General features: G+C 72.5%; 19 protein-coding genes. 9 read left to right on the top strand and 10 right to left on the bottom strand.

Annotated features, from left to right (window positions below):
- Positions 1 to 3: 3 nt before the first annotated feature.
- Entirely contained in the window at positions 4 to 1,377 is a 1,374-nt protein-coding gene (locus HQQ85_RS18340; RefSeq protein ID WP_173184003.1) for a class I SAM-dependent RNA methyltransferase, read from the bottom strand.
- A gap of 94 nt (positions 1,378 to 1,471) precedes the next feature.
- Here HQQ85_RS18340 and HQQ85_RS18335 point away from each other — a divergent pair, with 94 nt between their 5' ends.
- The 3 genes from HQQ85_RS18335 to HQQ85_RS18325 all read left to right on the top strand — a co-directional run bounded on the left by HQQ85_RS18335 (position 1,472) and on the right by HQQ85_RS18325 (position 5,594).
- A complete protein-coding gene (locus HQQ85_RS18335; RefSeq protein ID WP_173184002.1) occupies positions 1,472 to 2,176 on the top strand; it encodes a nucleoside triphosphate pyrophosphatase in 705 nt (234 codons plus the stop codon).
- Between the two features lie 92 nt (positions 2,177 to 2,268).
- On the top strand, positions 2,269 to 4,053 hold the full coding sequence (locus HQQ85_RS18330; RefSeq protein WP_173184001.1) for a biotin carboxylase N-terminal domain-containing protein: 1,785 nt from the start codon (positions 2,269 to 2,271) through the stop codon (positions 4,051 to 4,053).
- Positions 4,050 to 5,594 carry a Gfo/Idh/MocA family oxidoreductase gene (locus HQQ85_RS18325; RefSeq protein WP_173184000.1) on the top strand — a complete coding sequence of 515 codons (1,545 nt, stop codon included), beginning with the start codon at positions 4,050 to 4,052 and terminating at the stop codon, positions 5,592 to 5,594. The genes HQQ85_RS18330 and HQQ85_RS18325 overlap by 4 nt, the downstream gene beginning before the upstream one ends.
- A gap of 127 nt (positions 5,595 to 5,721) precedes the next feature.
- On the opposite strand, the gene HQQ85_RS18320 is transcribed toward HQQ85_RS18325, so the two are convergent.
- The gene (locus HQQ85_RS18320) at positions 5,722 to 7,155 is read right to left on the bottom strand and encodes an NAD(P)H-quinone dehydrogenase (RefSeq protein WP_173183999.1); all 1,434 of its coding nucleotides are present in this window, start codon (positions 7,153 to 7,155) and stop codon (positions 5,722 to 5,724) included.
- Between the two features lie 144 nt (positions 7,156 to 7,299).
- On the opposite strand from HQQ85_RS18320, the gene HQQ85_RS18315 reads away from it, so the two are divergent.
- From HQQ85_RS18315 to poxB, 3 genes are all read left to right on the top strand, one after another.
- A complete protein-coding gene (locus tag HQQ85_RS18315; RefSeq protein WP_173183998.1) occupies positions 7,300 to 8,133 on the top strand; it encodes a purine-nucleoside phosphorylase in 834 nt (277 codons plus the stop codon).
- A gap of 71 nt (positions 8,134 to 8,204) precedes the next feature.
- Positions 8,205 to 9,908, top strand: coding sequence for a phospho-sugar mutase (locus HQQ85_RS18310; protein WP_254069593.1), 1,704 nt, complete (start codon positions 8,205 to 8,207; stop codon positions 9,906 to 9,908).
- A 76-nt stretch (positions 9,909 to 9,984) separates the two neighbouring features.
- Positions 9,985 to 11,724: a ubiquinone-dependent pyruvate dehydrogenase gene (gene poxB, locus HQQ85_RS18305; RefSeq protein ID WP_173183997.1), complete on the top strand. Its 1,740-nt coding sequence runs from the start codon at positions 9,985 to 9,987 to the stop codon at positions 11,722 to 11,724.
- Between the two features lie 116 nt (positions 11,725 to 11,840).
- Here poxB and HQQ85_RS18300 read toward each other — a convergent pair whose 3' ends face one another.
- Complete coding sequence (locus tag HQQ85_RS18300; protein WP_173183996.1) at positions 11,841 to 12,113, bottom strand: PTS sugar transporter subunit IIB; 273 nt, start codon at positions 12,111 to 12,113, stop codon at positions 11,841 to 11,843.
- A 4-nt stretch (positions 12,114 to 12,117) separates the two neighbouring features.
- Positions 12,118 to 12,594 (bottom strand): PTS sugar transporter subunit IIA, encoded by a 477-nt coding sequence (locus HQQ85_RS18295; protein ID WP_254069583.1) that lies wholly within the window; start codon positions 12,592 to 12,594, stop codon positions 12,118 to 12,120.
- Positions 12,595 to 12,711: 117 nt separating this feature from the next.
- On the opposite strand from HQQ85_RS18295, the gene HQQ85_RS18290 reads away from it, so the two are divergent.
- On the top strand, positions 12,712 to 13,113 hold the full coding sequence (locus HQQ85_RS18290; RefSeq protein ID WP_173183995.1) for a VOC family protein: 402 nt from the start codon (positions 12,712 to 12,714) through the stop codon (positions 13,111 to 13,113).
- Between the two features lie 55 nt (positions 13,114 to 13,168).
- Here the strand turns inward: HQQ85_RS18290 and HQQ85_RS18285 are convergent, their stop codons facing one another.
- A complete protein-coding gene (locus HQQ85_RS18285; protein WP_173183994.1) occupies positions 13,169 to 14,305 on the bottom strand; it encodes an adenosine deaminase in 1,137 nt (378 codons plus the stop codon).
- 130 nt (positions 14,306 to 14,435) lie between these two features.
- Here HQQ85_RS18285 and HQQ85_RS18280 point away from each other — a divergent pair, with 130 nt between their 5' ends.
- Positions 14,436 to 15,743 carry a hypothetical protein gene (locus tag HQQ85_RS18280; protein WP_173183993.1) on the top strand — a complete coding sequence of 436 codons (1,308 nt, stop codon included), beginning with the start codon at positions 14,436 to 14,438 and terminating at the stop codon, positions 15,741 to 15,743.
- Positions 15,744 to 15,777: 34 nt separating this feature from the next.
- Here HQQ85_RS18280 and HQQ85_RS18275 read toward each other — a convergent pair whose 3' ends face one another.
- Both HQQ85_RS18275 and HQQ85_RS18270 read right to left on the bottom strand, forming a co-directional pair.
- Positions 15,778 to 16,512 (bottom strand): IclR family transcriptional regulator, encoded by a 735-nt coding sequence (locus HQQ85_RS18275; RefSeq protein ID WP_371741959.1) that lies wholly within the window; start codon positions 16,510 to 16,512, stop codon positions 15,778 to 15,780.
- Between the two features lies 1 nt (position 16,513).
- Complete coding sequence (locus HQQ85_RS18270; protein ID WP_173183991.1) at positions 16,514 to 17,695, bottom strand: adenosylhomocysteinase; 1,182 nt, start codon at positions 17,693 to 17,695, stop codon at positions 16,514 to 16,516.
- A 46-nt stretch (positions 17,696 to 17,741) separates the two neighbouring features.
- On the opposite strand from HQQ85_RS18270, the gene HQQ85_RS18265 reads away from it, so the two are divergent.
- A complete protein-coding gene (locus tag HQQ85_RS18265; RefSeq protein ID WP_173183990.1) occupies positions 17,742 to 18,722 on the top strand; it encodes a nucleoside hydrolase in 981 nt (326 codons plus the stop codon).
- Between the two features lie 70 nt (positions 18,723 to 18,792).
- On the opposite strand, the gene HQQ85_RS18260 is transcribed toward HQQ85_RS18265, so the two are convergent.
- The 3 genes from HQQ85_RS18260 to HQQ85_RS21195 all read right to left on the bottom strand — a co-directional run bounded on the left by HQQ85_RS18260 (position 18,793) and on the right by HQQ85_RS21195 (position 24,251).
- Positions 18,793 to 19,311: a DinB family protein gene (locus tag HQQ85_RS18260; RefSeq protein ID WP_173183989.1), complete on the bottom strand. Its 519-nt coding sequence runs from the start codon at positions 19,309 to 19,311 to the stop codon at positions 18,793 to 18,795.
- A gap of 169 nt (positions 19,312 to 19,480) precedes the next feature.
- Positions 19,481 to 20,500 carry an HAD-IIA family hydrolase gene (locus HQQ85_RS18255; RefSeq protein ID WP_371741958.1) on the bottom strand — a complete coding sequence of 340 codons (1,020 nt, stop codon included), beginning with the start codon at positions 20,498 to 20,500 and terminating at the stop codon, positions 19,481 to 19,483.
- Positions 20,484 to 24,251: a hypothetical protein gene (locus HQQ85_RS21195; protein ID WP_254069582.1), complete on the bottom strand. Its 3,768-nt coding sequence runs from the start codon at positions 24,249 to 24,251 to the stop codon at positions 20,484 to 20,486. Before HQQ85_RS21195 ends, HQQ85_RS18255 begins: the two co-directional genes overlap by 17 nt.
- Positions 24,252 to 24,419 lie beyond the last annotated feature (168 nt).

The following is a 24,419-nucleotide window of genomic DNA, read 5'->3' as shown; positions in this document are numbered from 1 at the left end:
GCGCTACGAGCGGACGAGCACACCGACCGTCTCGAGGTGATGGGTGTGCGGGAAGAGGTCGAACGCCCGCACCCGGTCGAGCTCGTAGCCCGCCTCGCCGAAGAACGCGACGTCGCGGGCGAAGGCCACCGGGTCGCAGGCGACGTAGACCACCTGGGCCACGTTCAGGCGGGTGAGCGCCCCGACGACCTCCTTGCCGGCGCCGGAGCGCGGCGGGTCGATCACCATGGTCGCGGCTGCGAGGCGCCGCAGGTCCTCCGCCGAGGCGTCGCGCTCGAGCTCGGCGAGGTAGCGGTCGACACGGCCGGTCACGGCGCGGGCGCCGATCCACTCCGACAGGTTCTCGGCGGCGTGGTCGGTGGCGCTCGCCTCGCTCTCGACGCTCGTGATGCGGGTGGCCTGGCCGAAGCGGTCGGCGAAGGCGGCGGCGAGCAGGCCCACGCCGCCGTAGAGGTCGTGATTGGCGGCGCGCGGGTCGACGAGGTCCTCTCGCGTCAGCTCCTGCACCGCGCTCGTCAGCACCTGGGCGGCCGCGCGGTGCACCTGCCAGAAGCCGTTCTCGGCCAGGCGGAACTCGCGGTCGCCCACCCGCTCGAGAATCGTCGCGGGCTTCTCGGCGGGGGTGCTGCTGCGCTCGCCGGCTCCGGATACGCGGCCACCGCCCCGGCCTCCGCGGCCTCCCGCGTTCCGGCCGCCCTGGCGTCCCCCGCGGCGGCCGTCTCCGCGCCCGCCCGACTTGGACAGCTCCTCGGCGACGAGCGAGACCCGCAGCTCCCCGTCGGCGGTCTCGACGAAGTCGACGGCGGCGGCGCCTTGACCGCCGAGCTCGAGGGCTCCGGCGACGCCACGGGCCTCGGCCTCGATGGCCTCGGTGGCGAGCGGCAGGGAGTCCACCGGCACGATCGTGTGCGAGCGCGCGGCGTAGGGGCCGATGCGTCCGCCGCGGCCGACGTGCAGGCGCACCCGGCTGCGCCAGCGGGTGCCGTCGGCCTCACCGGGCACGGCCTCGACCTCGACCGGGCGGTCGATCCGGCCGAAGCGGGCCAGCGCCTCCGTCAGCACCTGCCCCTTCAGGGCGCGCTGGCGCTCGAGGGCGATGTGCCCGAACTCGGCGCCACCGGCGCGGGCGGAGGGGTCGCGCTCGAGTGCGGCCGCCGGCCAGATGTGCGGCACCCGGTCGGGCGAGGCCTCGAGCACCTCGACGGTGTCGGCGCGCCAGAACGACGACTTGGCGTCGACGACGCGGGCGAGAACGCGCTCGCCCGGGACCGCGTCGGCGACGAAGACCACGCGGCCCTCGTGCCGGGCGACGAAGACCCCGCCGTGGGCTACATTGTCGATGGTCAGCTCGAGGAGCTCGCTGTCGGTGTCAGGCATCATCCGAGCATCCCACAGCTGGCTGTGACGACGTCGACGCCTGAGACGACATCGCCGCCCGTGACGAGCGACCACCCAGCGAAAGGCGTGCCGGATGCGGCTCTACCTGGCCTCCACCTCCCCCGCCCGGCTGGCGCTGCTGCGCCAGATCGGCATCGAGCCGGTGGTGCTGCCCTCGGAGGTCGACGAGGACGCGGCGGTCGACGCCGAGAACGCGGCCCGTCTGGCCTCCGGCCGGGCGCCGCTGACCACCGCGGAGCTGGTGCAGCTGCTCGCCGAGGCCAAGGCCGAGGCGGTCGTCGCGGCCCTCGCGGCGCTGCCCGTCGAGCAGCTGCCGAACGGGGAGCCGGTCGACGGCTTCGTGCTCGGCGGCGACTCGGCCTTCGAGCTCGACGGCGTCGCCTACGGCAAGCCGCACCTCCCCGCGGTCGCGCGCGAACGGTGGATCGCCCAGCGTGGCCGCACGGGGGTGCTGCACTCCGGCCACTGGCTCGTCGACCACCGCGGCGGGCGGCGGCAGGGCGCGGCCGGCCGCACCGACCAGGCCGAGCTCACCTTCGCCGACGACATCGCCGACGCCGAGATCGACGCCTACGTGGCCTCGGGAGAGCCGCTGCTGGTCGCCGGGGCGTTCACCATCGACGGGCTGGCGGCACCGTTCATCCGCTCGATCACCGGGGCGCCGTCGGCCGTGATCGGCATGTCGCTGCCCGTGCTGCGCGATCTGCTCGCCGGGTTCGGGGTGTCGTGGACGGAGCTGTGGGGGCCCGGCTCGGGCGCGCATCCGTCGTCGCACTAGGCCTCGTTTGTAGGGTCTGCACCTGCCTGCCGGGGCATCTTTGGCCGCACATGCCAAAACGGCGATCGACGGCGGCAATAAGCTAGGTCACTATGCCCCGTATCTCCAAGGTCCTGATCGCCAACCGAGGCGAAATCGCGGTCCGAGTCATCCGGGCCGCTCGAGACAGCGGGATCGGCTCCGTCGCCGTCTACGCCGACCAGGATCGCGACGCGCTGCACGTGCAGCTCGCCGACGAGGCCTACGCGCTCGACGGCACCACCAGCGCCGAGACCTATCTCGTGATCGACAAGATCCTCTCGGTGGCCCGGCGGTCCGGCGCCGACGCCGTGCACCCGGGCTACGGCTTCCTGGCCGAGAACGCCGACTTCGCGCGCGCCGTCATCGACGCCGGCCTGATCTGGATCGGCCCCTCCCCTGAGGCCATCGAGAAGCTCGGCGACAAGGTCTCGGCCCGGCACGTCGCCGAGAAGGTCGGCGCCCCGCTCGCCCCCGGCACGATCGACCCCGTCACCGGCGCCGAGGAGGTGCTCGACTTCGTGGCCGAGCACGGTCTGCCCGTCGCCATCAAGGCGGCCTTCGGAGGCGGCGGCCGCGGCCTCAAGGTCGCACGCACCGTCGAGGAGGTGCCCGAGATGTTCGACTCGGCCACCCGCGAGGCGATCGCTGCGTTCGGCCGTGGCGAGTGCTTCGTCGAGAAGTACCTCGACCGCCCGCGCCACGTCGAGACCCAGTGCCTCGCGGATGCGCACGGCAACGTCGTCGTGGTGTCGACCCGCGACTGCTCGCTGCAGCGCCGGCACCAGAAGCTGGTCGAGGAGGCGCCCGCGCCGTTCCTCAGCGCCGAGCAGAACGAGCTGCTCTACAGCGCGTCCAAGGCCATCCTGAAGGAGGTCGGCTACCTCGGCGCCGGCACCTGCGAGTTCCTCGTCGGGCGCGACGGCACCATCTCCTTCCTCGAGGTGAACACCCGCTTGCAGGTCGAGCACCCCGTCTCCGAGGAGGTCACGGGCATCGACCTGGTGCGCGAGCAGTTCCGCATCGCCGAGGGAGGCGTGCTCGACTACGCCGACCCCGAGCCCCGCGGCCACTCCTTCGAGTTCCGCATCAACGGGGAGGACCCGGGCCGGTCGTTCCTGCCCTCGCCCGGCCCCGTGCACGTCTTCAAGCCCGCCGGCGGCCCCGGCGTGCGCGTCGACTCGGGCGTGCAGGCCGGCGACGTCATCTCCGGCTCGTTCGACTCGCTCCTCGCCAAGCTCATCGTCACCGGCTCCAGCCGGGAGGACGCCCTCGAGCGCGCCCGCCGAGCCCTCGACGAGTTCGAGGTCAACGGCCTGCCGACCGTGCTGCCGTTCCACCGCGACGTCGTGCGCAACGAGGCCTTCGCCCCGGCCGACGGCTCGCCGTTCTCCATCTACACGCGCTGGATCGAGACCGACTACGTCAACCCCGCCGAGCCGTGGAGCGGCTCGCTCGAGGACGCTCCTGCGCCCGCCGAGCGCCGCACGGTCATCGTCGAGGTCGACGGCAAGCGCGTCGAGGTCGTGCTGCCCGAGACGCTCGTCTCGGCCGGTGCCCGCGCCGGAGCCGGCGCCTCGCGCACCGCGGGCGCACCGCCCCGCCGCCGCGGTGCAGCGGTCGGCGGCGTGTCCTCGGCCACCGGCGACTCGGTGAAGGCCCCCATGCAGGCCACCGTCGTCAAGATCGCGGTCGCCGAGGGCGACGCCGTCGTCAAGGGCGACCTGGTGCTCGTACTCGAGGCCATGAAGATGGAGCAGCCGATCACCGCGCACAAGGACGGCACGATCGCGAACATCGCCGCCACCGTCGGGGCCACCGTCTCGTCGGGCCACGTGCTGCTCGACATCTCGGCATGACCGCCGCCCCGCCCGCCGATGCCCCTCGCGAACCCGTGATCGGCGTCGTCGGCGCGGGCTTCCACGCGACGACGAACATCCTGCCGGCCCTCGGCCTCGCGGGCGTGCCGCTCGCCGCCCTGGCGACGCGCTCGGAGGCGGGGTCGCGGGCGGCGCTCGCGCGCTTCGGTTCGGACGGAGCGGCGTACGACTCGGTCGAGGCGCTGCTCGCGCATCCGGGGCTCGACGGCGTGATCGTCGTCGCCCAGCCCGCCGACCAGCTCGCGATCACCCACCGGGCGGTCGCGGCCGGTGTTCCCGTCTTCGTCGACAAGCCGCTCGGCCTCACCGCCGCCGAGGCCCGCACCGTGGCGCGCGCCGCCGACGAATCGGGCGCCGGGGTGCAGGTGGGCTTCATGAAGCGGCACGCCCCGGTCTACCGGCAACTGCGCACGCTGATCGCCGACGGGTCGCTCGGCACGGTGCGCTCGTTCTCGGTGCAGTTCGGCTGCGACTCGACGCCGTTCTGCCGCACCGAGGCGGAGTTCGTGACGCTCGCGGCGATCCACCTGATCGACCTCGCGCGCTTCCTCTTCGGCGAGGTCGCGACCGTGCACGCCGTCAACAGCGGCGCGGGCGCCCACGTCGCGCTCTCGGTCACACTCGGGTTCGCCTCGGGCGTCGCCGGCACGCTCGAACTCACCGGCCTGCCCAGCCGCGCGACCGAGGTCGAGAGCGTGCGCGTGCTCGGCGACACCGGCTTCGCCGAGACGACGGATGCCCGCACCCTCCGCCTGCACCGCACCGCCGCCGCCCCGGCCGACCTCGTGCCGCCCGTCGCGCCTGCGGCCCCCGCCGCCACCGCCTCCGCCACACCCGCGACCGCCGCCGCCCCACCCGCCGCCGGCCCCGCCTGGGGCACGCTCGCCGAGGCGGACGTCGTGCTGCACCCCGCCGAGAGCGCGATGTCGGGCATCGGCCGCGACCTCCACCTCCGCGGCTTCGTCGGAGAACTCCGCGCCTTCGCCGACGCGGTCGCCGCCGGCACCCTCTCCCCCGACGGCGCCTGGGACAACGTCGCCACCATGGACCTCTGCGACCGCATCCTCGCCTCGTCCGCCGCGAACCGTGCCGCCCGCCCCACCGCCGACGACGTCGCCGCCCTCGTGCCCCTGGTCTTCGGCGAGCCGGGCGCCTTCCGCGACGAGATGGTCGCGCGCATCCGCTCGGGCCGCAAGACCGGCAGCAGCACACTCGCCGCCGCCTACCCGCTGACCGGAACCCCCGTGCCGCAGGTCGGCGAGCGCCGAGTCCTCGTCGACTCCGACGGGCGCCCCGCGGCCGTGGTCGAGTACCTCGAGGTGACCGAGACCACGCTCGTCGCGATCACCCCCGAGCTGGCCCGGCACGAGTCATCCTCGGTCGACGCCTGGCGCGCCGCCCACCGCGACTACTTCGAGACGCTGACCGACCCGATCCGCGCCCACCTCGCCGACCCCACCTGGACGCTCACCGACGAGACCCCCGTCATCGCCACCGTCTTCCGCGCGATCCCCCTCTAGCCACCGCGTCACATCCTCCGGCGGCGACCGGCGACCGGCGACCGGCACCGCGGCCGCGCGCGCCGGCGACCGAGGCCGCCCGCGCGCCGGCCGCACCCGACCCGACGGCGACCGCCACCCGGCCTGGCTACAGGACGATGTGCATGGCCCGCGCCGCATCCGAGATCGACCCCGACAGCGACGGGTAGACCGTGAACGCGCGCGACACCTGGTCGACCGTGAGCCGGTGCTCGACGGCGAGCGCGATCGGGAAGATCAGCTCCGACGCGTTCGGCGCCACCACGACCCCGCCGATCACGGTGCCCGAGCCGGTGCGGGCGAACAGCTTCACGAAGCCGTCCTTGATGCCCATCATCTTGGCGCGCGGGTTCGACGACAGCGGCAGCTTGTAGATGTCGCCCTGGGCGATGCCCTCCTCGATCTGCCGCTGGGTCCAGCCCACGGTCGCGATCTGGGGCTGGGTGAAGATGTTCGAGGCGACGTTCCGCAGCTCGGTCGGGTTCACCGCGTCGCCCATCGCGTGGAACATCGCCGTGCGCCCCTGCATCGACGCCACCGACGCCAGCGGCAGGAACGTCGTGCAGTCCCCCGCGGCGTAGATGTTCGGCGCGCTCGTGCGGGCGACCCGGTTCACCCGGATGTGCCCCGAGTCCGACAGCTGCACCCCGGCCTGCTCGAGCCCGATGTCCTTCGTGTTCGGGATCGAGCCGACCGCCATCAGGCAGTGCGAGCCCTCGACGGTGCGCCCGTCGCTGAGCGTGGCGACGACCCCGTCGGCCGTGCGCTCGACCTTGTCGGCCCGCGACTTCGACAGCACGGTCATGCCGTTGCGCTTGAAGACGTTCTCGATCACGGCGGCCGCGTCGGCGTCCTCACCGGGCAGCACCTGGTCGCGGCTCGAGATCAGCGTCACCTTGGAGCCGAGCGCCGTGTAGGCCGAGGCGAACTCCGCTCCCGTCACACCCGATCCGACGACGATCAGGTGCTCGGGCACCGCCTGCAGGCCGTAGAGCTGGGTCCAGGTGAAGATGCGCTCCCCGTCGGGCACGGCGGTCGGCAGGATTCGCGGGCTCGCCCCGACCGAGACGACGATCGTGTCGGCCTCGATCTGGTCGAAGTCGGTGCCCCCGCTGACGGCCGTCGACACGATGACCGAGCTCGCCCCGTCGAGCCGCCCGTGGCCGCTGACGATGGTGACGCCGGCGCGCACGAGGCTCGCCCGCATGTCCTCCGACTGCTGGCGGGCGAGCCCGAGCAGCCGCTTGTTCACCTGGGCGAGGTTCACGGCGACCTCGGGACGCACCGGGCGACCCGCCTCGTTGCGCGAGAAGAACTGCACGCCGAGGTCGGCCGCCTCGCCGATGCCGTTGGTCGCCTCGGCCACCGCGATCAGCGTCTTGGAGGGCACGACGTCGGTGATGACGGCCGAGCCGCCCACCCCCACCTGCTCGACGAGGGTCACCTCCGCACCGAGCTGCGCTCCGGCGATCGCCGCCTCGTATCCCCCGGGGCCCCCGCCCACGACGACGACCCTCTGCTTGCGCTCGAACTCATTGCCCATGCGGCCCATTCTCCCCGGTCGGCGCACCCCCGCCAAACCAACGGGGCACGCCCGTCGGGCGAACAGTCGGGCGAACACTCGGGCGGACGGTCGTGCGGAGATCCTGCCCGCCCCACCGGCCTCGAGGGCGAATAGAGTGGACGAATGTCCTCTCCGACTCCCAACCCCCTCGACCTGCCCGACGCCGACCCGTTCGAGGTCGCCCGCGAGGCCGCCGCGCAGATCGCCGAGATCACCGGGGTGCCCTCGCACGACGTCGCCCTCATCCTCGGCAGCGGCTGGGGCAAGGCGGCCGACCTCATCGGTGAGACCGTCGCCAACGTGCCGGCCACCGACGTCGTCGGGTTCGGGATGCCCGCGGTCCCCGGTCACGTCGGAACGCTCCGCTCCGTGCGCCTGCCGAACGGCAAGCACGCCCTCGTCATCGGCGCGCGCACCCACTACTACGAGGGCCATGGCGTGCGCCGGGTCGTGCACAGCGTGCGCACCGCCGCCGCGACCGGCGCGAAGACGATGGTGCTCACGAACGGCGCCGGCGGCATCAAGGAGACCTGGACGCCCGGCACCCCCGTGCTGATCAGCGACCACATCAACCTCACCGCCGACTCCCCGCTGGAGGGCGCGACCTTCGTCGACCTCACCGACCTCTACTCCAGCCGCCTGCGCGAGATCGCCCGTGGCGTCGACCCGACGCTCGACGACGGCGTCTACGTGCAGTTCCGCGGCCCGCACTACGAGACCCCGGCCGAGGTGCAGATGGCCAAGGCCATCGGCGGCCACATCGTCGGCATGTCGACCGCGCTCGAGGCGATCGCCGCCCGCGAGGCCGGCATGGAGATCATCGGCTTCTCGCTCATCACCAACCTCGCCGCGGGCATCCAGAAGACGCCGCTCAGCCACGCCGAGGTGATCGAGGCGGGCAAGAACGCCGAGGCCGCCATCGGCGGCCTGCTCGCCCGGGTGGTCACCGCGCTGTGACCGCCGAGCACGACGACCTCCGCGACGCCGCGTCCCGCCTGGACGGTGGCGAGGCCGAGCACGACGACGAGCTGAACGAGGTCGAACGACTCGTCGAGGACGCCGTGGCCTGGCTGAACCAGGATCCCGACCCCGAGACCCACCACGAGCTGCACATGCTGCTGCGCCGGGTCGGAGCCAACGACACCGACGCCGTCGCCGACCTGCGCTCCCGCTTCGGCTCCCGCCTCGCGTTCGGCACCGCCGGCCTCCGCGGCGAGATCGCCGCCGGCCCCAACCGCATGAACCGGGTGCTCGTGGGCCAGGCGGCCGCCGGCCTCGCCGCGTTCCTTCTCGAGCGCGCGCATCCGGGAACCACCCCCTCGGTCGTGATCGGCTACGACGGCCGCACCAAGTCGCAGGTCTTCGCCCGCGACACCTCCGAGATCATGGCCGGAGCCGGCGTGCGCGCCGTGCTGCTGCCCCGCCTGCTGCCCACCCCGCTCGTCGCCTTCGCCGTGCGCGAGCTCGGCGTCTCGGCGGGCGTCATGGTCACCGCCTCGCACAACCCGCCGCGCGACAACGGCTACAAGGTCTACCTCGGCGACGACGACCAGGGCTCCCAGATCGTGCCGCCCGCCGACGGCGAGATCGCCGCGCAGATCGACCGCGTCGCCGCGACGCAGAGCGTGCTCGAGCTGCCTCGGTCGAACGACTACGAACTCGCCGACGAGTCGCTCGTCGAGCGCTACGTCGAGGCCACCGCGGCCGTCGCCGGCGGCCGCGCCGAGCGCGCCCCGCTCTCGGTCGTCTACACGGCGATGCACGGTGTGGGCTGGGAGACGTTCGCGCGCGTGCTCGACGCGGCAGGCTTCCCGCGGCCGGCGCTCGTCGAGCCCCAGATCGCTCCGGATGCCGCGTTCCCCACGGTCGCGTTCCCGAACCCCGAGGAGCCCGGCGCCCTCGACCTCTCCTTCGCCCGCGCGCGCGAGGTCGGCGCCGACCTCGTCGTCGCCAACGACCCGGATGCCGACCGCCTCGCGATCGCCGTCCCCGACCCCTCCTCGACCGGCGGCTACCGCGCGCTAACCGGCAACGAGGTCGGCATGCTGCTCGGCTGGCGCGCCGCCGAGGCGGCCGCAGCCGGTGACGCCGCGAATCCCGACGCCCCCGCCCTGGCCTGCTCCATCGTCTCCTCTCCCGCCCTCGGCGCCGTGGCCCGCGCGCACGGCCTGCGCTTCGCCGAGACCCTCACCGGCTTCAAGTGGGTCTCCCGCACCCCCGGCCTCGTCTTCGGCTACGAGGAGGCCCTCGGCTACCTCGTGAACCCGGGCACCGTGCGTGACAAGGACGGCATCTCGGCCGCCATCGCCCTCCTCGACCTGGCGACCCAGCTCGCCGCCACCGGCCGCACGATCGCCGACCGCCTCGACGAGTTCAGCGCTCGCTTCGGGCACTACGGCTCGGCCCAGATCTCGCTGCGGGTGACCGAGCTCTCGCAGATCGAGCGCGTGATGCAGCGCCTGCGCGCCGACCCGCCGAGCAACATCGGCGGCCTGCCCGTGACGCGCATCGACGATCTCGCCCAGGGTGGCGGAGACGGCGTGCCGCCGAGCGACGTGCTGCGCCTCCACCTCGACGGCGCCCGCGTGATGGTGCGTCCGAGCGGCACCGAGCCCAAGCTCAAGATCTACCTCGACGCGTGGAGCGACACCGGCAGCGTGCCCGAGCGCCGCGACGCCGTCGTAGAGCTCCTCCAGCGCCTCGAGGGCGGGATGCGCGACCACATCTCCTGACGGGCGGGCGCCCCGCCGCGCCCGCATCCGTCACCGGTCGCATGCGCCGCGGCACCCCACGCCGTAGGTTCGAACCATGACCACCATCGCGGACACCATCGTCGAGATCATCCAGGACGCGGGGGTCGAGCGCGTCTACGGCCTCCCCGGCGACTCCCTGAACGGCTTCACCGACGCCATCCGTCGCACCAAGGGCGACGTGACCTGGGCCCATGTCCGCCACGAGGAGGCCGCCGCCTTCGCCGCCGCCGCCGAGGCCGCCCTCACCGGCGAGCTCACGGTCTGCGCCGGAAGCTGCGGACCCGGCAACCTGCACCTGATCAACGGACTCTACGACGCCAACCGCAGCCGCGTGCCCGTGCTCGCGATCGCCGCCCACATCCCGGCGAGCGAGATCGGCACCGGCTACTTCCAGGAGACCCACCCGCAGGAGCTGTTCCGCGAGTGCAGCGTCTACACCGAGCTCGTCAGCGTGCCCGAGCAGCTGCCCCGCGTGCTCGAGATCGCCATGCGCACCGCTATCGAGAAGCGCGGCGTCGCGGTCGTCGTCATCCCGGGCGAGATCTTCCTGCAGGCCACCGCCGGCCGGCCCAAGTCGGCACCGATCGTGCGGGCGGCCACGGTCGCGCGCCCCGCCGATGCCGAACTCGAGAAGGCCGCCGCCATCCTGAACGGCGCGAAGAAGGTCACGATTCTCGGCGGCGCCGGCACCCAGGGCGCCCACGACGAGGTCGTCGCCCTCGCCGAGCGCCTCAAGGCCCCGATCGTGCACGCCCTCCGCGGCAAGGAGTTCCTGGAGTACGACAACCCCTACGACGTCGGCATGACCGGCCTCCTCGGCTTCGCCTCCGGCTACCGTGCGATGGAGGACTGCGACGCCCTGCTCATGCTCGGCACCGACTTCCCCTACCCGCAGTTCTTCCCGTCGAAGGCGACGGTCATCCAGCTCGACATCCGCGGCGAGCAGATTGGCAAGCGCACCCCCGTCGATCTCGGCCTGGTGGGCGACGTGGGCGACACGGCGCGCGCGCTCCTGCCCCTCCTGGATGCGGATGCGCACTCCAGCCATCATCTCGACTCCTCCGTCGCGCACTACGCGAAGAGCCGCAAGGGCCTCGACGAGCTCGCCGACAACGACCGCAACCGCACGCCGATCCACCCGCAGTACGTCGCGCGCCTCGTCAGCGAGCTCGCCACCGACGACGCCGTCTTCATCCCCGATGTCGGCTCACCGGTCGTCTGGGCGGCCCGCTACCTGAAGATGAACGGCCGCCGCCGCCTCATCGGGTCGTTCAGCCACGGCACCATGGCCAACGCGCTCCCGCACGCGATCGGCGCCCAGTCGGCCTTCCCCGACCGCCAGGTCGTCGCGCTCTCGGGCGACGGCGGTCTCGCCATGCTCTTCGGCGAGCTGCTCACGGTGCGCCAGAGCAAGCTGCCCGTGAAGATCGTCGTGTTCAACAACTCCTCGCTCAACTTCGTCGAGGTCGAGATGAAGGCGGCAGGCTTCGTCAACTACGGCACCGAGCTCGACAACCCCGACTTCGCCGCCGTGGCGGCCTCCCTCGGCATCTTCGGCCGCCGCGTCGAGAAGCCCGACGACCTCGAGGGAGCCCTCCGTGACGCCTTCGCCCACGACGGACCCGCGCTCGTCGACGTCGTCACCGCCCGCCAGGAGCTCTCGATCCCGCCCACCGTCTCGGTGGAGCAGGCGAAGGGCTTCGGTCTCTACGCCATCCGCACCATCATGTCGGGCCGCGGCGACGAGCTGATCGACCTCGCCGACACGAACGTCTTCCGCCGCCTCTTCAGCTGACGAGCGGATGCCCGGCGGCACACCCCCGCCGGGCATCCGTCACCCGCCCGACGCTGCCCGGCGCAACACCCCCGCCGCGCATCCGTACCCACCCACCCGGAAGCGGCGAGCCGCCGTCAGCCGACCGCGATCTCGAGCTTCGCCGTGATCTCGTCGAGGTCGAAGTAGTTCTCGATCACCACGACGTCGGCGTTGGTGCGGCCGATCGCCGACACCAGCTCGGGCGACGTCAGGATGACCTGCGCATCGGCGGCCGCCGCCCCCACCCCTGCCACGTCGGACGCCGACACGTCGGCCTCGATGTCGAGGCGCGCGAGCGCTCGGACGGCGTTCACGCGCAGGATCTCGGAGGTGCCGATTCCCGCGCCGCAGAGGGCGACGATCTTCACGGCCTCAGCCTAGGTCAGGGTGCGACGCCGCCGCGAGCAGCCGGCGCACCTCGTCGGTGTCGGAGGCCGCGGCGAGCGCCGGGATGACGGTCTCGTCGTTGAAGATGTTGGCCAGCGCCGCCACCGAGGCGACGTGCTGGTCGGCCTCGGTCGCGGCGATGCCGATCACCACCGACACCGGGTCGTTGTAGGCGTGGCCGAAGCTCACCGGCTCGTCGAGCGTGACGATGACGAGCCCGGGCGCGTGCACGTCGGGCCCCGGCCGCGCGTGCGCCATGGCGAGGCCCGGCGCGATCACGATGTACGGCCCGTACTCCTGGATCATCGCGATCATCCGCTCCCCGTAGGAGGGGTCGGCCGCGCCGCTCGCCGTGAGCGCCTCGGCGGCGCGCAGCACGGCGGACTGCCAGTCGCCGGCGGGTCGGCGGAGGGCGATCGCCGCATCCGGCAACTGATCGAGCGGGGGCATCTGGTACGTCATCGCAGGCTCATTCTCTCAGCCCGGCGCGACCCCAACCGGGGAGTTCCCTGCGACCGGCCCGACCGTCGCCTGACGGTGCCCTTGACGCCGTCGCGCCACCCGAGCAGAATCGCGGCCATGATCGACAACTGGAAGATCGAGCTCGTCTTCATCCCCGTCACCGACGTCGACCGCGCCAAGGCGTTCTACGTCGACCAGCTCGGCTTCCACGCCGACCACGACCAGTCGCCGACGCCCGAGATCCGCTTCGTGCAGCTGACCCCGCCCGGCTCGGCCTGCTCGATCGCCTTCGGCACGGGCATCGGCGAGATGGTGCCCGGTACGCAGAAGGGCGTTCAGATCGTGGTGCCGGATGCCGCCGAGGCCCGCGCCCACCTCGTCGAGAACGGGGTCACCTGCTCGGAGGTGGTCGACGAGGGCTGGGGCCTGTTCGTGTACTTCGACGATCCAGACGGCAACAGCTGGGCGCTGCAGCAGCTGCCGGCCTACGCGGCCGGCGCCGCCGCGGCGACCGCCTGACGGCGCGACCGCAGCACCCCCGCGACCGCCGCCGTCACCGTCACCGCCGGCGGCATCAGCGCGAGCGCGCCTGGAGCGCCTCGAATCCGTCCGAGATCGCGTCCGCGAGATCCTCGCGGTCCTCCACCGGCAGGAACGTCGCCGCCGCCGCGTTCAGCTGGAACACCTCGTGGTCCGCCAGCTCGTAGTCGAACGCATCCGTCAACAGGGCCAGTTCGCGGCTGATCGAGGTGTTGCTCATCAGCCGGTTGTCGGTGTTCACCGTCACCTGGAAGCCGAGCTGGTACAGCAGGTCGAACGGGTGGTCGACGAGTTCGTCGCCCCACGCCGCCACGGCCCCGGTCTGCAGGTTCGACGACGGCGAGAGCTCGAGCGTGATCTCCCGGTCCTTCACCCACTGGGCGAGCAGCCCGAGCGAGACGTAGGTGGCCTCGTCGTCCTGCCGCTCGTTCTCGATGTCCTCGGCGATCCGCACGCCGTGGCCGAGCCGCAGCGCTCGCCCGTCGAACAGGGCGCCCCGGATGCTCTCCAGCCCGTCCCCTTCACCGGCGTGAACCGTGGTGGGGAAGTAGTTCTTCGCGAGATAGTCGAACGCGGCGAGGTGCTTGCTCGCCGGATACCCGGCCTCCGCCCCCGCGATGTCGAACCCGACGACCCCGTTCTCGCGGTGCCGCACGGCCAGCTCGGCGATCTCGAGCGAGCGGTCGGCGTGCCGCATCGCGGTCACGAGCTGACCGACGCGGATGCTGCGGCCGCTCGCCCGCACGTCGTCGGTGCCGATCTCGATGCCCTCCTGCACCGCCTCCACGACCTCGTCGAGGCTGAGGCCGCCGGTGAGGTGCTGCTCGGGCGCCCAGCGCACCTCGCCGTAGATCACGCCGTCGTCCGCCAGGTCGGTGACGTACTCGCGGGCGACGCGCACCAGGTTTTCGCGGCTCTGCATCACGGCGATGGTGATGTCGAAGGTCGCGAGGTAGGCCGGCAGCGAACCCGAGTCGGCGCTGTCCTCGAACCAGTCGCCGAGCTCCACCGGGTCGGTCGCGGGCAGCTCGAGGCCGATCCGCTTCGCGAGCTCCACGATCGTGGCGGGCCGCAGACCGCCGTCGAGGTGATCGTGCAACGACACCTTGGGAAGCGAGTTGAAGCTGATGGTCGAACCGGGAACGAGGTATTCCTCCGCTGGGGTGCTCATGTCCCCAGCTTAGGGTTCCGCGCCCTGGCCGACCGGCCCGAATCGTTACCCGACGAGCGTCGACCACGGGCTATGCTCTGGTCGCCGGGTGACGTCACGGCACCGCTTGCCGACACGGAAGACCCGCGCCATGATCCCTGAGCCCCGCTACGGCGAGCGCGTCGATCCCGCCCCCGACGGCGCCCCGGTCGGCGGCCCCGGCGGCGCCCCGGTCATCGCGCACGACGGCGGCTTCGGCCTCCCGCCCTTCCCCGCCCAGCCGCCCGCGCCGCGCCGCCGCCGGGCCCTGCGGGTCGTCGGCATCGTCGCGGCGCTCGTCGGCGTCGTCGCCCTCCTCCTCGGCGGCTTCTACGGCTGGACCGTCGTCGCCGACCAGCGCCGCGCCGACGCCGTCTCGCTCCTCGCCGATCGCGAGAGCGGCGCCGTCGAGGCCCACGGAGCCCTCACCGCCCGCACCCGCAGCTCGCAGGCCGAGGCCGACCGCGTGCGCGGGGTCATCGGCTCCGGCCCCTTCGCCGCCGACACCGACCCCTCGGCCGAGTCCCTGCGCACCGCGCTCGGCGCGCTCGACCTGGCGCTGTTCGAGGCCGGCGAGGCCGCCGCGACCCCCGTGCCGGCCGAGACCGACGAGCAGGCCGCCGCCGATCCGGCCCCGGCCTTCACCCTCCCCTGGGAGCTGATGAGCGAGGCCGAGCAGCTCGAAGCGGATGCCCACCGGGCCGACACCGTCGCCACCTTCCTCCTGGCGACCGCCGAGGCGACCGACGACGCCGAGAAAGCCGTCGTCGACGCCGAGGCCGGCTACTTCTCCTCCCTCGCCACCCGCGCGCAAGCCGAGATCGACGCGAGCCCGCTGGCGAGCCGCAAGTCGCAGGTCGACCTCTCGTACCTCATCGACACCGCCGCCGACCCGGGCCAGGCCGACTACCGCGACGGCGCGTTCCTCACCTCGTTCCAGACCGCCCAGCAGGCGCTCCGCGACTCGCAGGCGGTCGAGACCATGGAGGCGAGCGACCCCGCCTTCGCCACCCGCCGCGAGATCGAGGAGTACGCCCGCTCGCTCAGCGCCGGCGTCGTGCTCGACTTCGTCTGGGCACCCGAGGTGAACGGGCTCGGCGAGAACTGGCTCTCGGGCACCGCCGAGACCTACGACAGTGACGGCGGCTGGTCGATCATCAGCCTGAACTACACCGTCGAGGAGGCCTGGGCCGACGGCGACGAGAACGCCCGCGCGCTGGTGGCGCACGAGGTCGGACACACCCAGGTCATCCGCGACGTCTGCGAGCCGCTGTTCACCGGCCCCGTCTTCGGCTCGGAGCACGAGACCTGGGCCACCGCGTGGTCGATCAGCCTGGGCTTCGACCTCCCCGGCTCGGGCATCGAGGCCTACGGCCGCCCCACCGACGAGCAGATCGCCACCGCGGCCGAGTGCCGCTGACCCCCGCACCACGGCGCCTGATTGCTCTCACGGCTCAGACGCCGAGGCCCGCCGAGATCTCCGCGGCGGCCCGAGCGGCGGCCTCCCGCACCTGCTCGGCGGGCACGGCACTGTAGCTCGTCGCCACATAGGGCACCGTCAGCGCCGCCACCGCCCCGCCCGACGCGCCCAGCACCGGGAACACCACGTCCGTGATCGACCCCCGCACCGCATCCGCCCGCTCGAGGAAACCGCGCTCCCGGATACCCGCCGCCACGCCTCCGTCGCCCTCCGCCGCCCGGCCTCCGAACGCCCGCAGCACCGCCCCGGTCGCCGTCTCCTCCACCGAGAACGTCGCCCCGACCCGCACCCGGAAGCCGAAGTCCGCCGGCGACTCCGCCTGCGCCACCACCCGCACCCGGTCCACGTCGAGCACGCTCAGGTTGCACGACTGCCCCGTCTCGTCGGCCAGCCGCCGCATCGGGGCCAGCGCGGCCGCGGTCAGCGCCCGCAGCGGCTCCTGCCGGTGCGCCAGGTCGAACAGCCGCAGCGACAGCGAGTACAGCCCGGTCTGCCGCTCCCGGAAGAGATACCCCCGCCGCTCGAGCGTCGTCAGCACCCGGAAGATCTGACTCGGCGACCGCTCCACCGCCGCCGCGATCTCGACCTGGCTCATCCCCTCGAGCCGCCCGGCCAGCACCTCGAGGATGTCGAGCGCCTTGTCCAACGCCGGCACGGCGTACTCGGGCCCCTTCCCACCGGGTTCGACCCCGTCGGTGGACGCGCTCACGTCACTCCCCCGCGTGCAGGGCGGCGAGCATCCGCCGGGCGATCGTGCGATCGATGTCGTCGGGAACCGGCTGCGCCCCGGCGACGAGCCCCGCCGCATCCGTCGCCACCCGCTCGAGCGAGAGGGTCTGCAGCAGGAAGCCGAGGTCCATCGACTCGAGCGAGTTGCCCTTCGGCTCGCGGCCGGCGAGGTTGAACATCCGCCCGCCCGCCAGCAGCACGACGTGCCGGCCGTTCGGCAGGTCGATGCGCTCGACCGCGTCGATGATCTCGCGGCTGCCGACCGCGGCCGCGCGCAGCCCGGCGACGTCGATCTCCCACGGGAAGTGCCCGCAGTTCGCCAGCACCGCCCCGTCCTGCATCTGCTCGATGACCTCGACCGGCAGCACGCCGGCGTGACCGGTGGCGGTGATGAACACGTCTCCCCAGGGCGCGAGCGACGGCCCGTCCGACACCCGGAACCCGTCGAGCGCCGCCTCGAACGCCTTGAGCTCGTCGATCTCGACCACGGCCACCTTGCCGCCGAGCGCCCGCAGGTAGTGCGCCACCCCGCGGCCGCACCAGCCGTAGCCGAACACGACGAACCGCCGCCCGGGCACCATCAGGTTGGTGATGCGCATGAAGCTCTCGACCACCGACTGCCCCACCGCGTGCTTGTTCTCGCCGATCGCCTTGAGCAGGCTGTCGTTGATCACGATCATCGGGAACGGCACCGCCCCCGAGAGCTCGCCTCGCAGCCGGTCGCCGCCCGAGGTGGTCTCCTCGGTGCCACCGATCGGGCTCTCCGCGGTACCGCGGGCGACGACTCCCGCCGCCAGGTCGCCGCCGTTGTCGAGCAGCATGTCGGGCTCGGCATCGAGCACGCGCAGCACGTTGGCGTGGTGCTCCTCGAGGGTGTCGTCGCGCCGCCCGAACAGCGTCATGCCGAGTGTCTGCAGGAAGGCGACCACGTCGTCCTGCGTCGAGCCGTGATTGCCCGTCCCCACGATCTCGGCACCACCCGCGGCGAGCGTCTCGAGCAGCACGGCCGTCTTCGGCTCGATGTGCAGCGACATGCCGATGCGGTGGCCGGCGAACGGCCGGGTCGCGGCGAGGTCCTCCCGGGCCTGGGCGAGTAGCGGCATCCGTGAACGGATCCAGTCGACGCGCGCAGCTCCGCGCGCAGCAAGGTCGGTGTCAGTCATGGCGCGAGTATTGCACAGATGAACGCGCATTTCATATATGCTCAGGATGCTCGTCCCGACCCATCCCCGAGGAGACCCCGTGCCGAAGAAGATCATCCTCGACTGCGACCCCGGTCACGACGACGCCATCGCGCTCCTCCTCGCGCACGGCAGCCCCGAGATCGAGCTGCTCGCCGTCACGACGGTGGTCGGCAACCAGACCCTCGAGAAGGTCACCCGCAACGCCCTGTCGGTAGCGCGGGTCGCGGGTATCACCGGCGTACCCTTCGCCGCCGGCTGCGCCCGCCCGCTCGTGCGCACGGTCGAGGTCGCCCCCGACATCCACGGCGAGTCGGGGCTCGACGGGCCCGTGCTGCCCGCGCCCCTGATCGAGCTCGACGAGCGTCACGCCGTCGACCTGATCATCGACACGATCATGGCCGAGGAGCCCGGCACCGTCACCCTCGTGCCGACCGGCGGCCTCACCAACATCGCGATGGCCGCGCGCAAGGAGCCGCGCATCGTCCCGCGCGTGAAGGAGGTCGTGCTGATGGGCGGCGGCTACCACGTGGGCAACTGGAGCGCGACGAGCGAGTTCAACATCATCATCGACCCGGAGGCCGCGCACATCGTCTTCAACGAGTCGTGGCCGCTCACCATGGTCGGCCTCGATCTGACCCACCAGGCGCTGGCGACGCCCGAGGTGCGGGAGCGCATCCGGGCCATCGACACGGCGCCGGGGCGCTTCGTGGAGGAGCTGCTCGAGTTCTTCGCCGGAACCTACCTCGAGGCGCAGGGCTTCCTGCACCCGCCCGTGCACGACCCCTGCGCTGTGGCGCGGGTGATCGACCCCGACGTGATGACGGCCCGCCGCGTGCCGCTCGACGTCGAGCTCTCGGGCACGCTGACGCTCGGCATGACCGTCGCCGACTTCCGTTCCCCCGCGCCGGAGGACTGCACCACCCAGGTCGCGGTCGACCTCGACCACGAGCGCTTCTGGGCGCTCATCGTCGACGCCCTCGAGCGCATCGGCGACCCCGAGGCCTGACGGCACTCCGGACCCGCCCCGGCTCGGCTTGGGTCGGCGTGTGTCGGCTCGGCTCGCGCAGCTCGGCGGGTCAGCCCCGCACGTCATGCAGGTGATGCACCGGGTCGTGGATGAAGTACTGCGCCAGCGTCTCCACCGTGAACGCCGACCCGTCGCTGCGGAGCCCCCGCCGCCCCCACGCGTCGTCGGGAACCGCCTCGAGCGCCCGCGCCATGGTCTCGGCGGCTTCGGTGAGCTCCCGCGAGACCACCGCTGGGTCCTGCTCGGCGTACCGCTCCTCGATCGCCGTCGCGTCCTGATCCCAGTTCGCGAAATCGGGCTCGTCCTGCTCGAGCATCAGCGCCAGCCGCCCGTCGAAGACGCGGAACACGTCCCGCACGTGCGCCGCGTACTCCAGCGCCGACCAGGTGCCCTCGTCGGGCCGCTCCCGCACGTCGTCGCGCTCGAGCACGGCGGGCCAGGCCGCCGCGTTCTCGCGCAGAAGCCGCGGCACCTCGCCCGCCGCCGTCGCCGAGGAGTCGAAGCCGCAGTCGGGGCACTCGCGCTCGAGCACCCACGTCCAGTTCTTGGTGTCAGGAACGATCGCCATGCCCCGAGCGTAGAGCCGCCCACCGACACCGCTCCACCGCCGGACGGCCACGCGCCCCCGCTTTCCTGCCACCGTGCCGCGACCGGCCCCGCCACCGCACCCGTCGGGCATCGGGTAGCGCACCGGGCACCGGTCGTCAGGCGTCAGGCGCCAGGGGCCCGGCGTCAGCTCAGCTGTACAGCGCCGGATCGACGTCGAGCACGTGGATGGACTTGCCCGAGCCCCAGATCGCCGCGCATCCGGCCCGCAGCAGATCGACCGGCCGGTCGCCGGCCCTCTCGACCCGCACGACGTGCCCCTTCATCGTCACGACGCTCGACCCCACCGTGGTCTCGACGCCGTCGCGCGAGGCACGCGCCACCGGATACGGCTCGAACAGCTGCCGCAGATCGTCGAGGATGAAGTCGGGCCGCGAATCCTTCGGCGCCGCCAGCAGCTGCTTCGCGCGATCGATGCCGGTCAGCACGTGGATCCCCCGCAGTCCCGCCCGCTTCGCCCCCATCGTGTCGGTGTCGAGCCGATCGCCGATGAACGCCGCGTTCTGCGCCGAGAACCGCTCGGCCGCCACCTCGAAGATCGTCGTCTCGGGCTTGCCGGCCACTACGGGCAGCCGCCCGACGGCGGTGTGCACGGCCGACACGAGCGTTCCGTTGCCGGGTGCGATACCTCGAGCCACCGGGATCGTCCAGTCGGTGTTCGTGGCGACCCACTGCACCGCCGGGTCGTGCAGCGCGAACGCCGCCTCGGCCAGCTGGGTCCACCCCACCTCGGGCGCGAACCCCTGCACGACGGCGGCCGGAGCATCCTCGGCCGAGCGCGTCACGACGAACCCGGCCTTCTCGACCTCGGAGGTCAGCCCGTCCCCGCCCACGACCAGCACGGTCGACCCGGGCGCGATCAGCGTGCGCATGACGCGCATGGCGGCCTGCGGCGACGTCACGACGTCCTCGGCCGCGACGGCCAGCCCGAACTCGCTCAGGTGCCCGGCGACCTGCGCATCGGTGCGCGAGGCGTTGTTCGTGATGTACCCCACGCGCAGCCCCTCGGCGGCCACCCGGTTCAGCGCGTCCACCGCGTGCGGAATGGCGCCGGCCCCCTGATACACGACCCCGTCGAGGTCGGCCAGCACGGCATCGACCCCGTCGAGCGGATGCACGACCTCCCCCTTCGCCTTACCGAACAGCCCCACGGCCACCCTCCCCGCCCACGCTGCCCGCGCCGCCGTCGCCCGCGCCGCCGCTCTCGCCCGCCGCAGCCGTGGCAGGCGCCCTCTTCGCCGCCGCCTTCTTCACCGGCGCCTTCTTCACGGTTGCCTTCTCGGCAGCGACCCCCGCATCGCCATCCGGCGCAGCCGCAGCCGGGGCCTTCTTCGCCGCCGCCTTCTTCGGAGCCACAGCTGCGTCCCCGGTCGGCGCAGCAGCAGCCGGCGCCTTCTTCACCCGCGTCTTCTTCGCCGGAGCGTCGGCCTCGGCCGCCGCTGCCGGGGCAGCCGCGTCCTCCGTGGGGGCGGCGGACTCGGACGAAACGACAGCCTTCGCCCGAGCGGACACCTTCTCGGCCGGAGCAGCCTCGCCCGCAACCGTCGCAGCCTTCGCCCGAGCGGACGCCTTCTTGGCCGGAGCAGCCTCGCCCGCGACGGGCGCAGCCTTCGCAGCCGCCTTCGTCGCCGGAACCACGTCCTCGACATCCGTCGCGCCTGCGGACTCATCCGCCGACGCCGCCACGGCGGCCGTCGCCTTCGCCTTGGCGGGCGCTTTCGCCTTCAGGGGCGCCTTCGCTTTGGCAGGGGCTTTCGCCTTGGCGGTGGGCGCGGCCTCGGTCGGAGCAGACGCCTCGTCCGTTGCGACGTCGGCAGTACCCGCGACCTTGGCGCGAGTTCGGGACGCGGCCTTCTTCGCAGGCTCCGCGACCTCTGCCTGCGCCGCGCCTTCGTCCGTGGCTCCCGCATCGACGGCCGGCTCCCCCTCGACCGGGGCCTCCGTCTCAACGGGCGCCTTCCCCTTCGCCACAGCCGGGGTCTTCGCCGGGGCCTTCGCTTTCACCGGAGCCTTCACCGGCGCCTTCGCCTTCACCGGCACCTTCGCCTCGACCGGGGCCTCCGTCTCAACAGGGGCCTTCACCTCGACAGGGGCCTCCGCCTCCACCGGGGCCTCAGCCACGACCCGGGCCTTCACCTCGACAGGGGCCTCCGCCTCGACAGGGGCCTTCGCCTTCGACGGAGCCTGCGCCTTCGCCTTGGCCGGAGCCTTCCCGACAGCCGGGGTCTTCGCTTTCGCCGGTGCCTCCGCTTCGGCCGGGGCCTTCACCGGAACTTTCGCCGGGGCCTTCGCCCTCGTCGGGGTCGTCCGCTTCGTGGGCGCCGTGATCGACGCGGGGGCCTCTGCGTCGGTGGGCGCTTCCGCATCCACGTAGGATCCTGCCTCGACGGACGCGACATCAGCCTCGACGTCCGTGGGAACGTCGTCGGATTCGGTGGGCACCTCCGCGTCCACGTAGGATCCCGCCTCGACGGGAGCCTCCTCAGCCACCGCGTCCGCGGGTGCGGCGTCGGCCTCGGACGCTGCGCCCGCCTCATCCACCTCGTCCGTAGCATCAGGGACACTTGCGATGCTGCTGTGCGCGTCGTCGATGTCGGCGTGACGGACGCGGTCGTCGAGGTCAGCCTCGGGCTCATCCGCGTCGAGGGCGCCATCGGCGTCCCGAGTCTCATCGTCGAAACCGGTGGCATCGGCGTCGAGATCGGCCGAGCTGTCGTCGGCATCGACATCAGCGTCGGCATCCGCACCGGCATCGGCATCGGCATCGGCATCGGCATCGGCATCGGCATCGGCATCGGCCGAATCGAAGGCGGCCGAGTCGAAGGCGTCCGCGTCGTCGTCGGGGGCGTCGAAGTCCTCGACGACTTCGATGGTGTCGTCCTCGCCGTCACCGTGGAGTGCTGCGGCCGCGACCTCGGCGCGACGGCGCCAGGTGGCGGCGTCCTCGTCACGACCGAGCTCCGTCAGCACCTCGGCATAGGCGTCGAAGAGGGCGGGGCTGTACGAGTACGCTACGTCCGGCTTCAGCTGCGGGATCTCGAGCTCACCGAGCGCCGCGTCCGTCTGACCGAGGTCGAGTCGGGCGCCCGACATCGCGATCGCCACGGCGACCTGCGCCGGCACCGACAGCGACGAGCGTTCGACCGCTCGGCCTTCGTCGAGTCCGCGCTCGGGGCGGCCCATGCCGCGTTCGCTGTCGATCATCAGCGCGAGCTGCTCGTTGGATCCGGAGATGCGCCGATACGTCCGCAGCTCGCGAAGCGCCAGGGCGTAGTCACCGGTGCTGTACGCCGTGATGGCGAGGGTCTCGCGCACGACGGCGATCCGCCCGGCGCGACGACCCGCGGAGATCGCGTGCTGATGCGCGAGCTCGGGGTCCTCGTCGATAAGGCGGGCGGCCATCGCCAGGTGGCGGGCGACCTCGTCGGCGTTCTCCTTGTTCAGCGTCTTGAGCTCGTTGCGGGCGACCTTGTCCAGGTCGCGCGGAGTCACGTCGAACGGGATCTCGGGGTCGTCGTGGCGGGTGCGCACCATGCGCAGCTCTTTGGCCAGGCGCTCTTCCTCGGTCGGCTCCGGGCGTTCGAACCGGGATGCGCCCGCGTCACCACGCGCCGGCTTCCCGTCGCGGGTCCAGAGCCGACGCTCTCCGTCGCCACCGGGGCGCCCCCCATCGCGGCGCGGTCGATCGCCGCCCCGGTCCGGACGGTCCCCACCACGCGGTCGGTCCGACCCGTACGACGGGCGGTCCCCACCGCGCGAGGGCCGATCCGAGTTGTAGGACGGTCGGTCACCGCCGCGGGCGGGGCGATCCCCGCCACGATCCGAACGGTCGGAGTTGTAGGACGGACGATCTCCACCGCGCGCCGGACGGTCCGACCCGTAGGAAGGCCGATCTCCACCACGGGCGGGACGATCCGAGTTGTAGGGCCGGTCGCCACCGCGAGCAGGCCGGTCACCATCCCGGGCCGGCCGGTCCGAGTTGTACGACGGGCGGTCACCACCACGGGCCGGGCGATCCGAATTGTACGACGGACGGTCACCGCTACGAGCAGGGCGATCCGAGTTGTACGAGGGACGGTCACCGCCACGGGCGGGCCGATCCGAGTTGTACGACGGACGGTCACCGCTGCGCTGCGGACGGTCACCCGACGACGGACGGTCGGAGTTCCAGCGCGGGCGATCGCCGTCCCGCTGGGGACGGTCACCACCACGTGCAGGCCGATCCGAGTTGTACGACGGACGGTCGCCACCACGAGCGGGGCGATCCGAGTTGTACGACGGACGGTCACCACTGCGCTGCGGACGGTCACCCGACGACGGGCGGTCGGAGTTCCAGCGCGGGCGATCGCCGTCCCGCTGGGGACGGTCGTTACCACGAGCGGGGCGATCCGAGTTGTACGACGGGCGGTCACCACCACGTGCAGGGCGGTCCGAGTTGTACGACGGACGTTCACCGCTGCGCTGCGGACGGTCACCCGACGACGGGCGGTCGGAATTCCAGCGCGGGCGATCGCCGTCACGCTGGGGACGGTCACCACCACGAGCGGGGCGATCCGAGTTGTACGACGGACGGTCACCACCACGGGCGGGGCGATCCGAGTTGTAGGAGGGACGGTCACCACCACGCGAGGGGCGGTCCGAGTTGCACGAGGGACGGTCACCGCTGCGCTGCGGACGATCGCCGTCACGGGACGGACGGTCGGAGGCCCGGAAGGGACGGTCGCCATCCCGAGGGGGACGAGCGCCGTCACGGGAGGGACGATCGGAGTTCGAGGATGAGCGAGAGGGGCGGTCAGGGCCCGAGCTGCTGTCGCGGCGGCCGGTGAAGGGGCGTGAGCCGGTGTCCTTCCGCGGGGGTCGACGGTCGCCGGTGTTCCGCTGCTCGTCGTCGGATTCGCTCACGATGGCCCCCTAGGGATCTCTGTCGTACTCAGTGTGGTGTTGTGGTGATGTTAAAGCGAAATGGCCACCCATTGCTGGGTGGCCATTTCTCAAAGTATGTCCGGCGGTGTCCTACTCTCCCACAAGGTCCCCCTTGCAGTACCATCGGCGCTGAGAGTCTTAGCTTCC

This window comes from Herbiconiux sp. VKM Ac-2851, assembly GCF_013205105.1.
GTDB classification, from domain to species: Bacteria; Actinomycetota; Actinomycetes; order Actinomycetales; family Microbacteriaceae; genus Herbiconiux; species Herbiconiux flava.
This window is presented reverse-complemented; position numbering and strand designations above follow the sequence as displayed.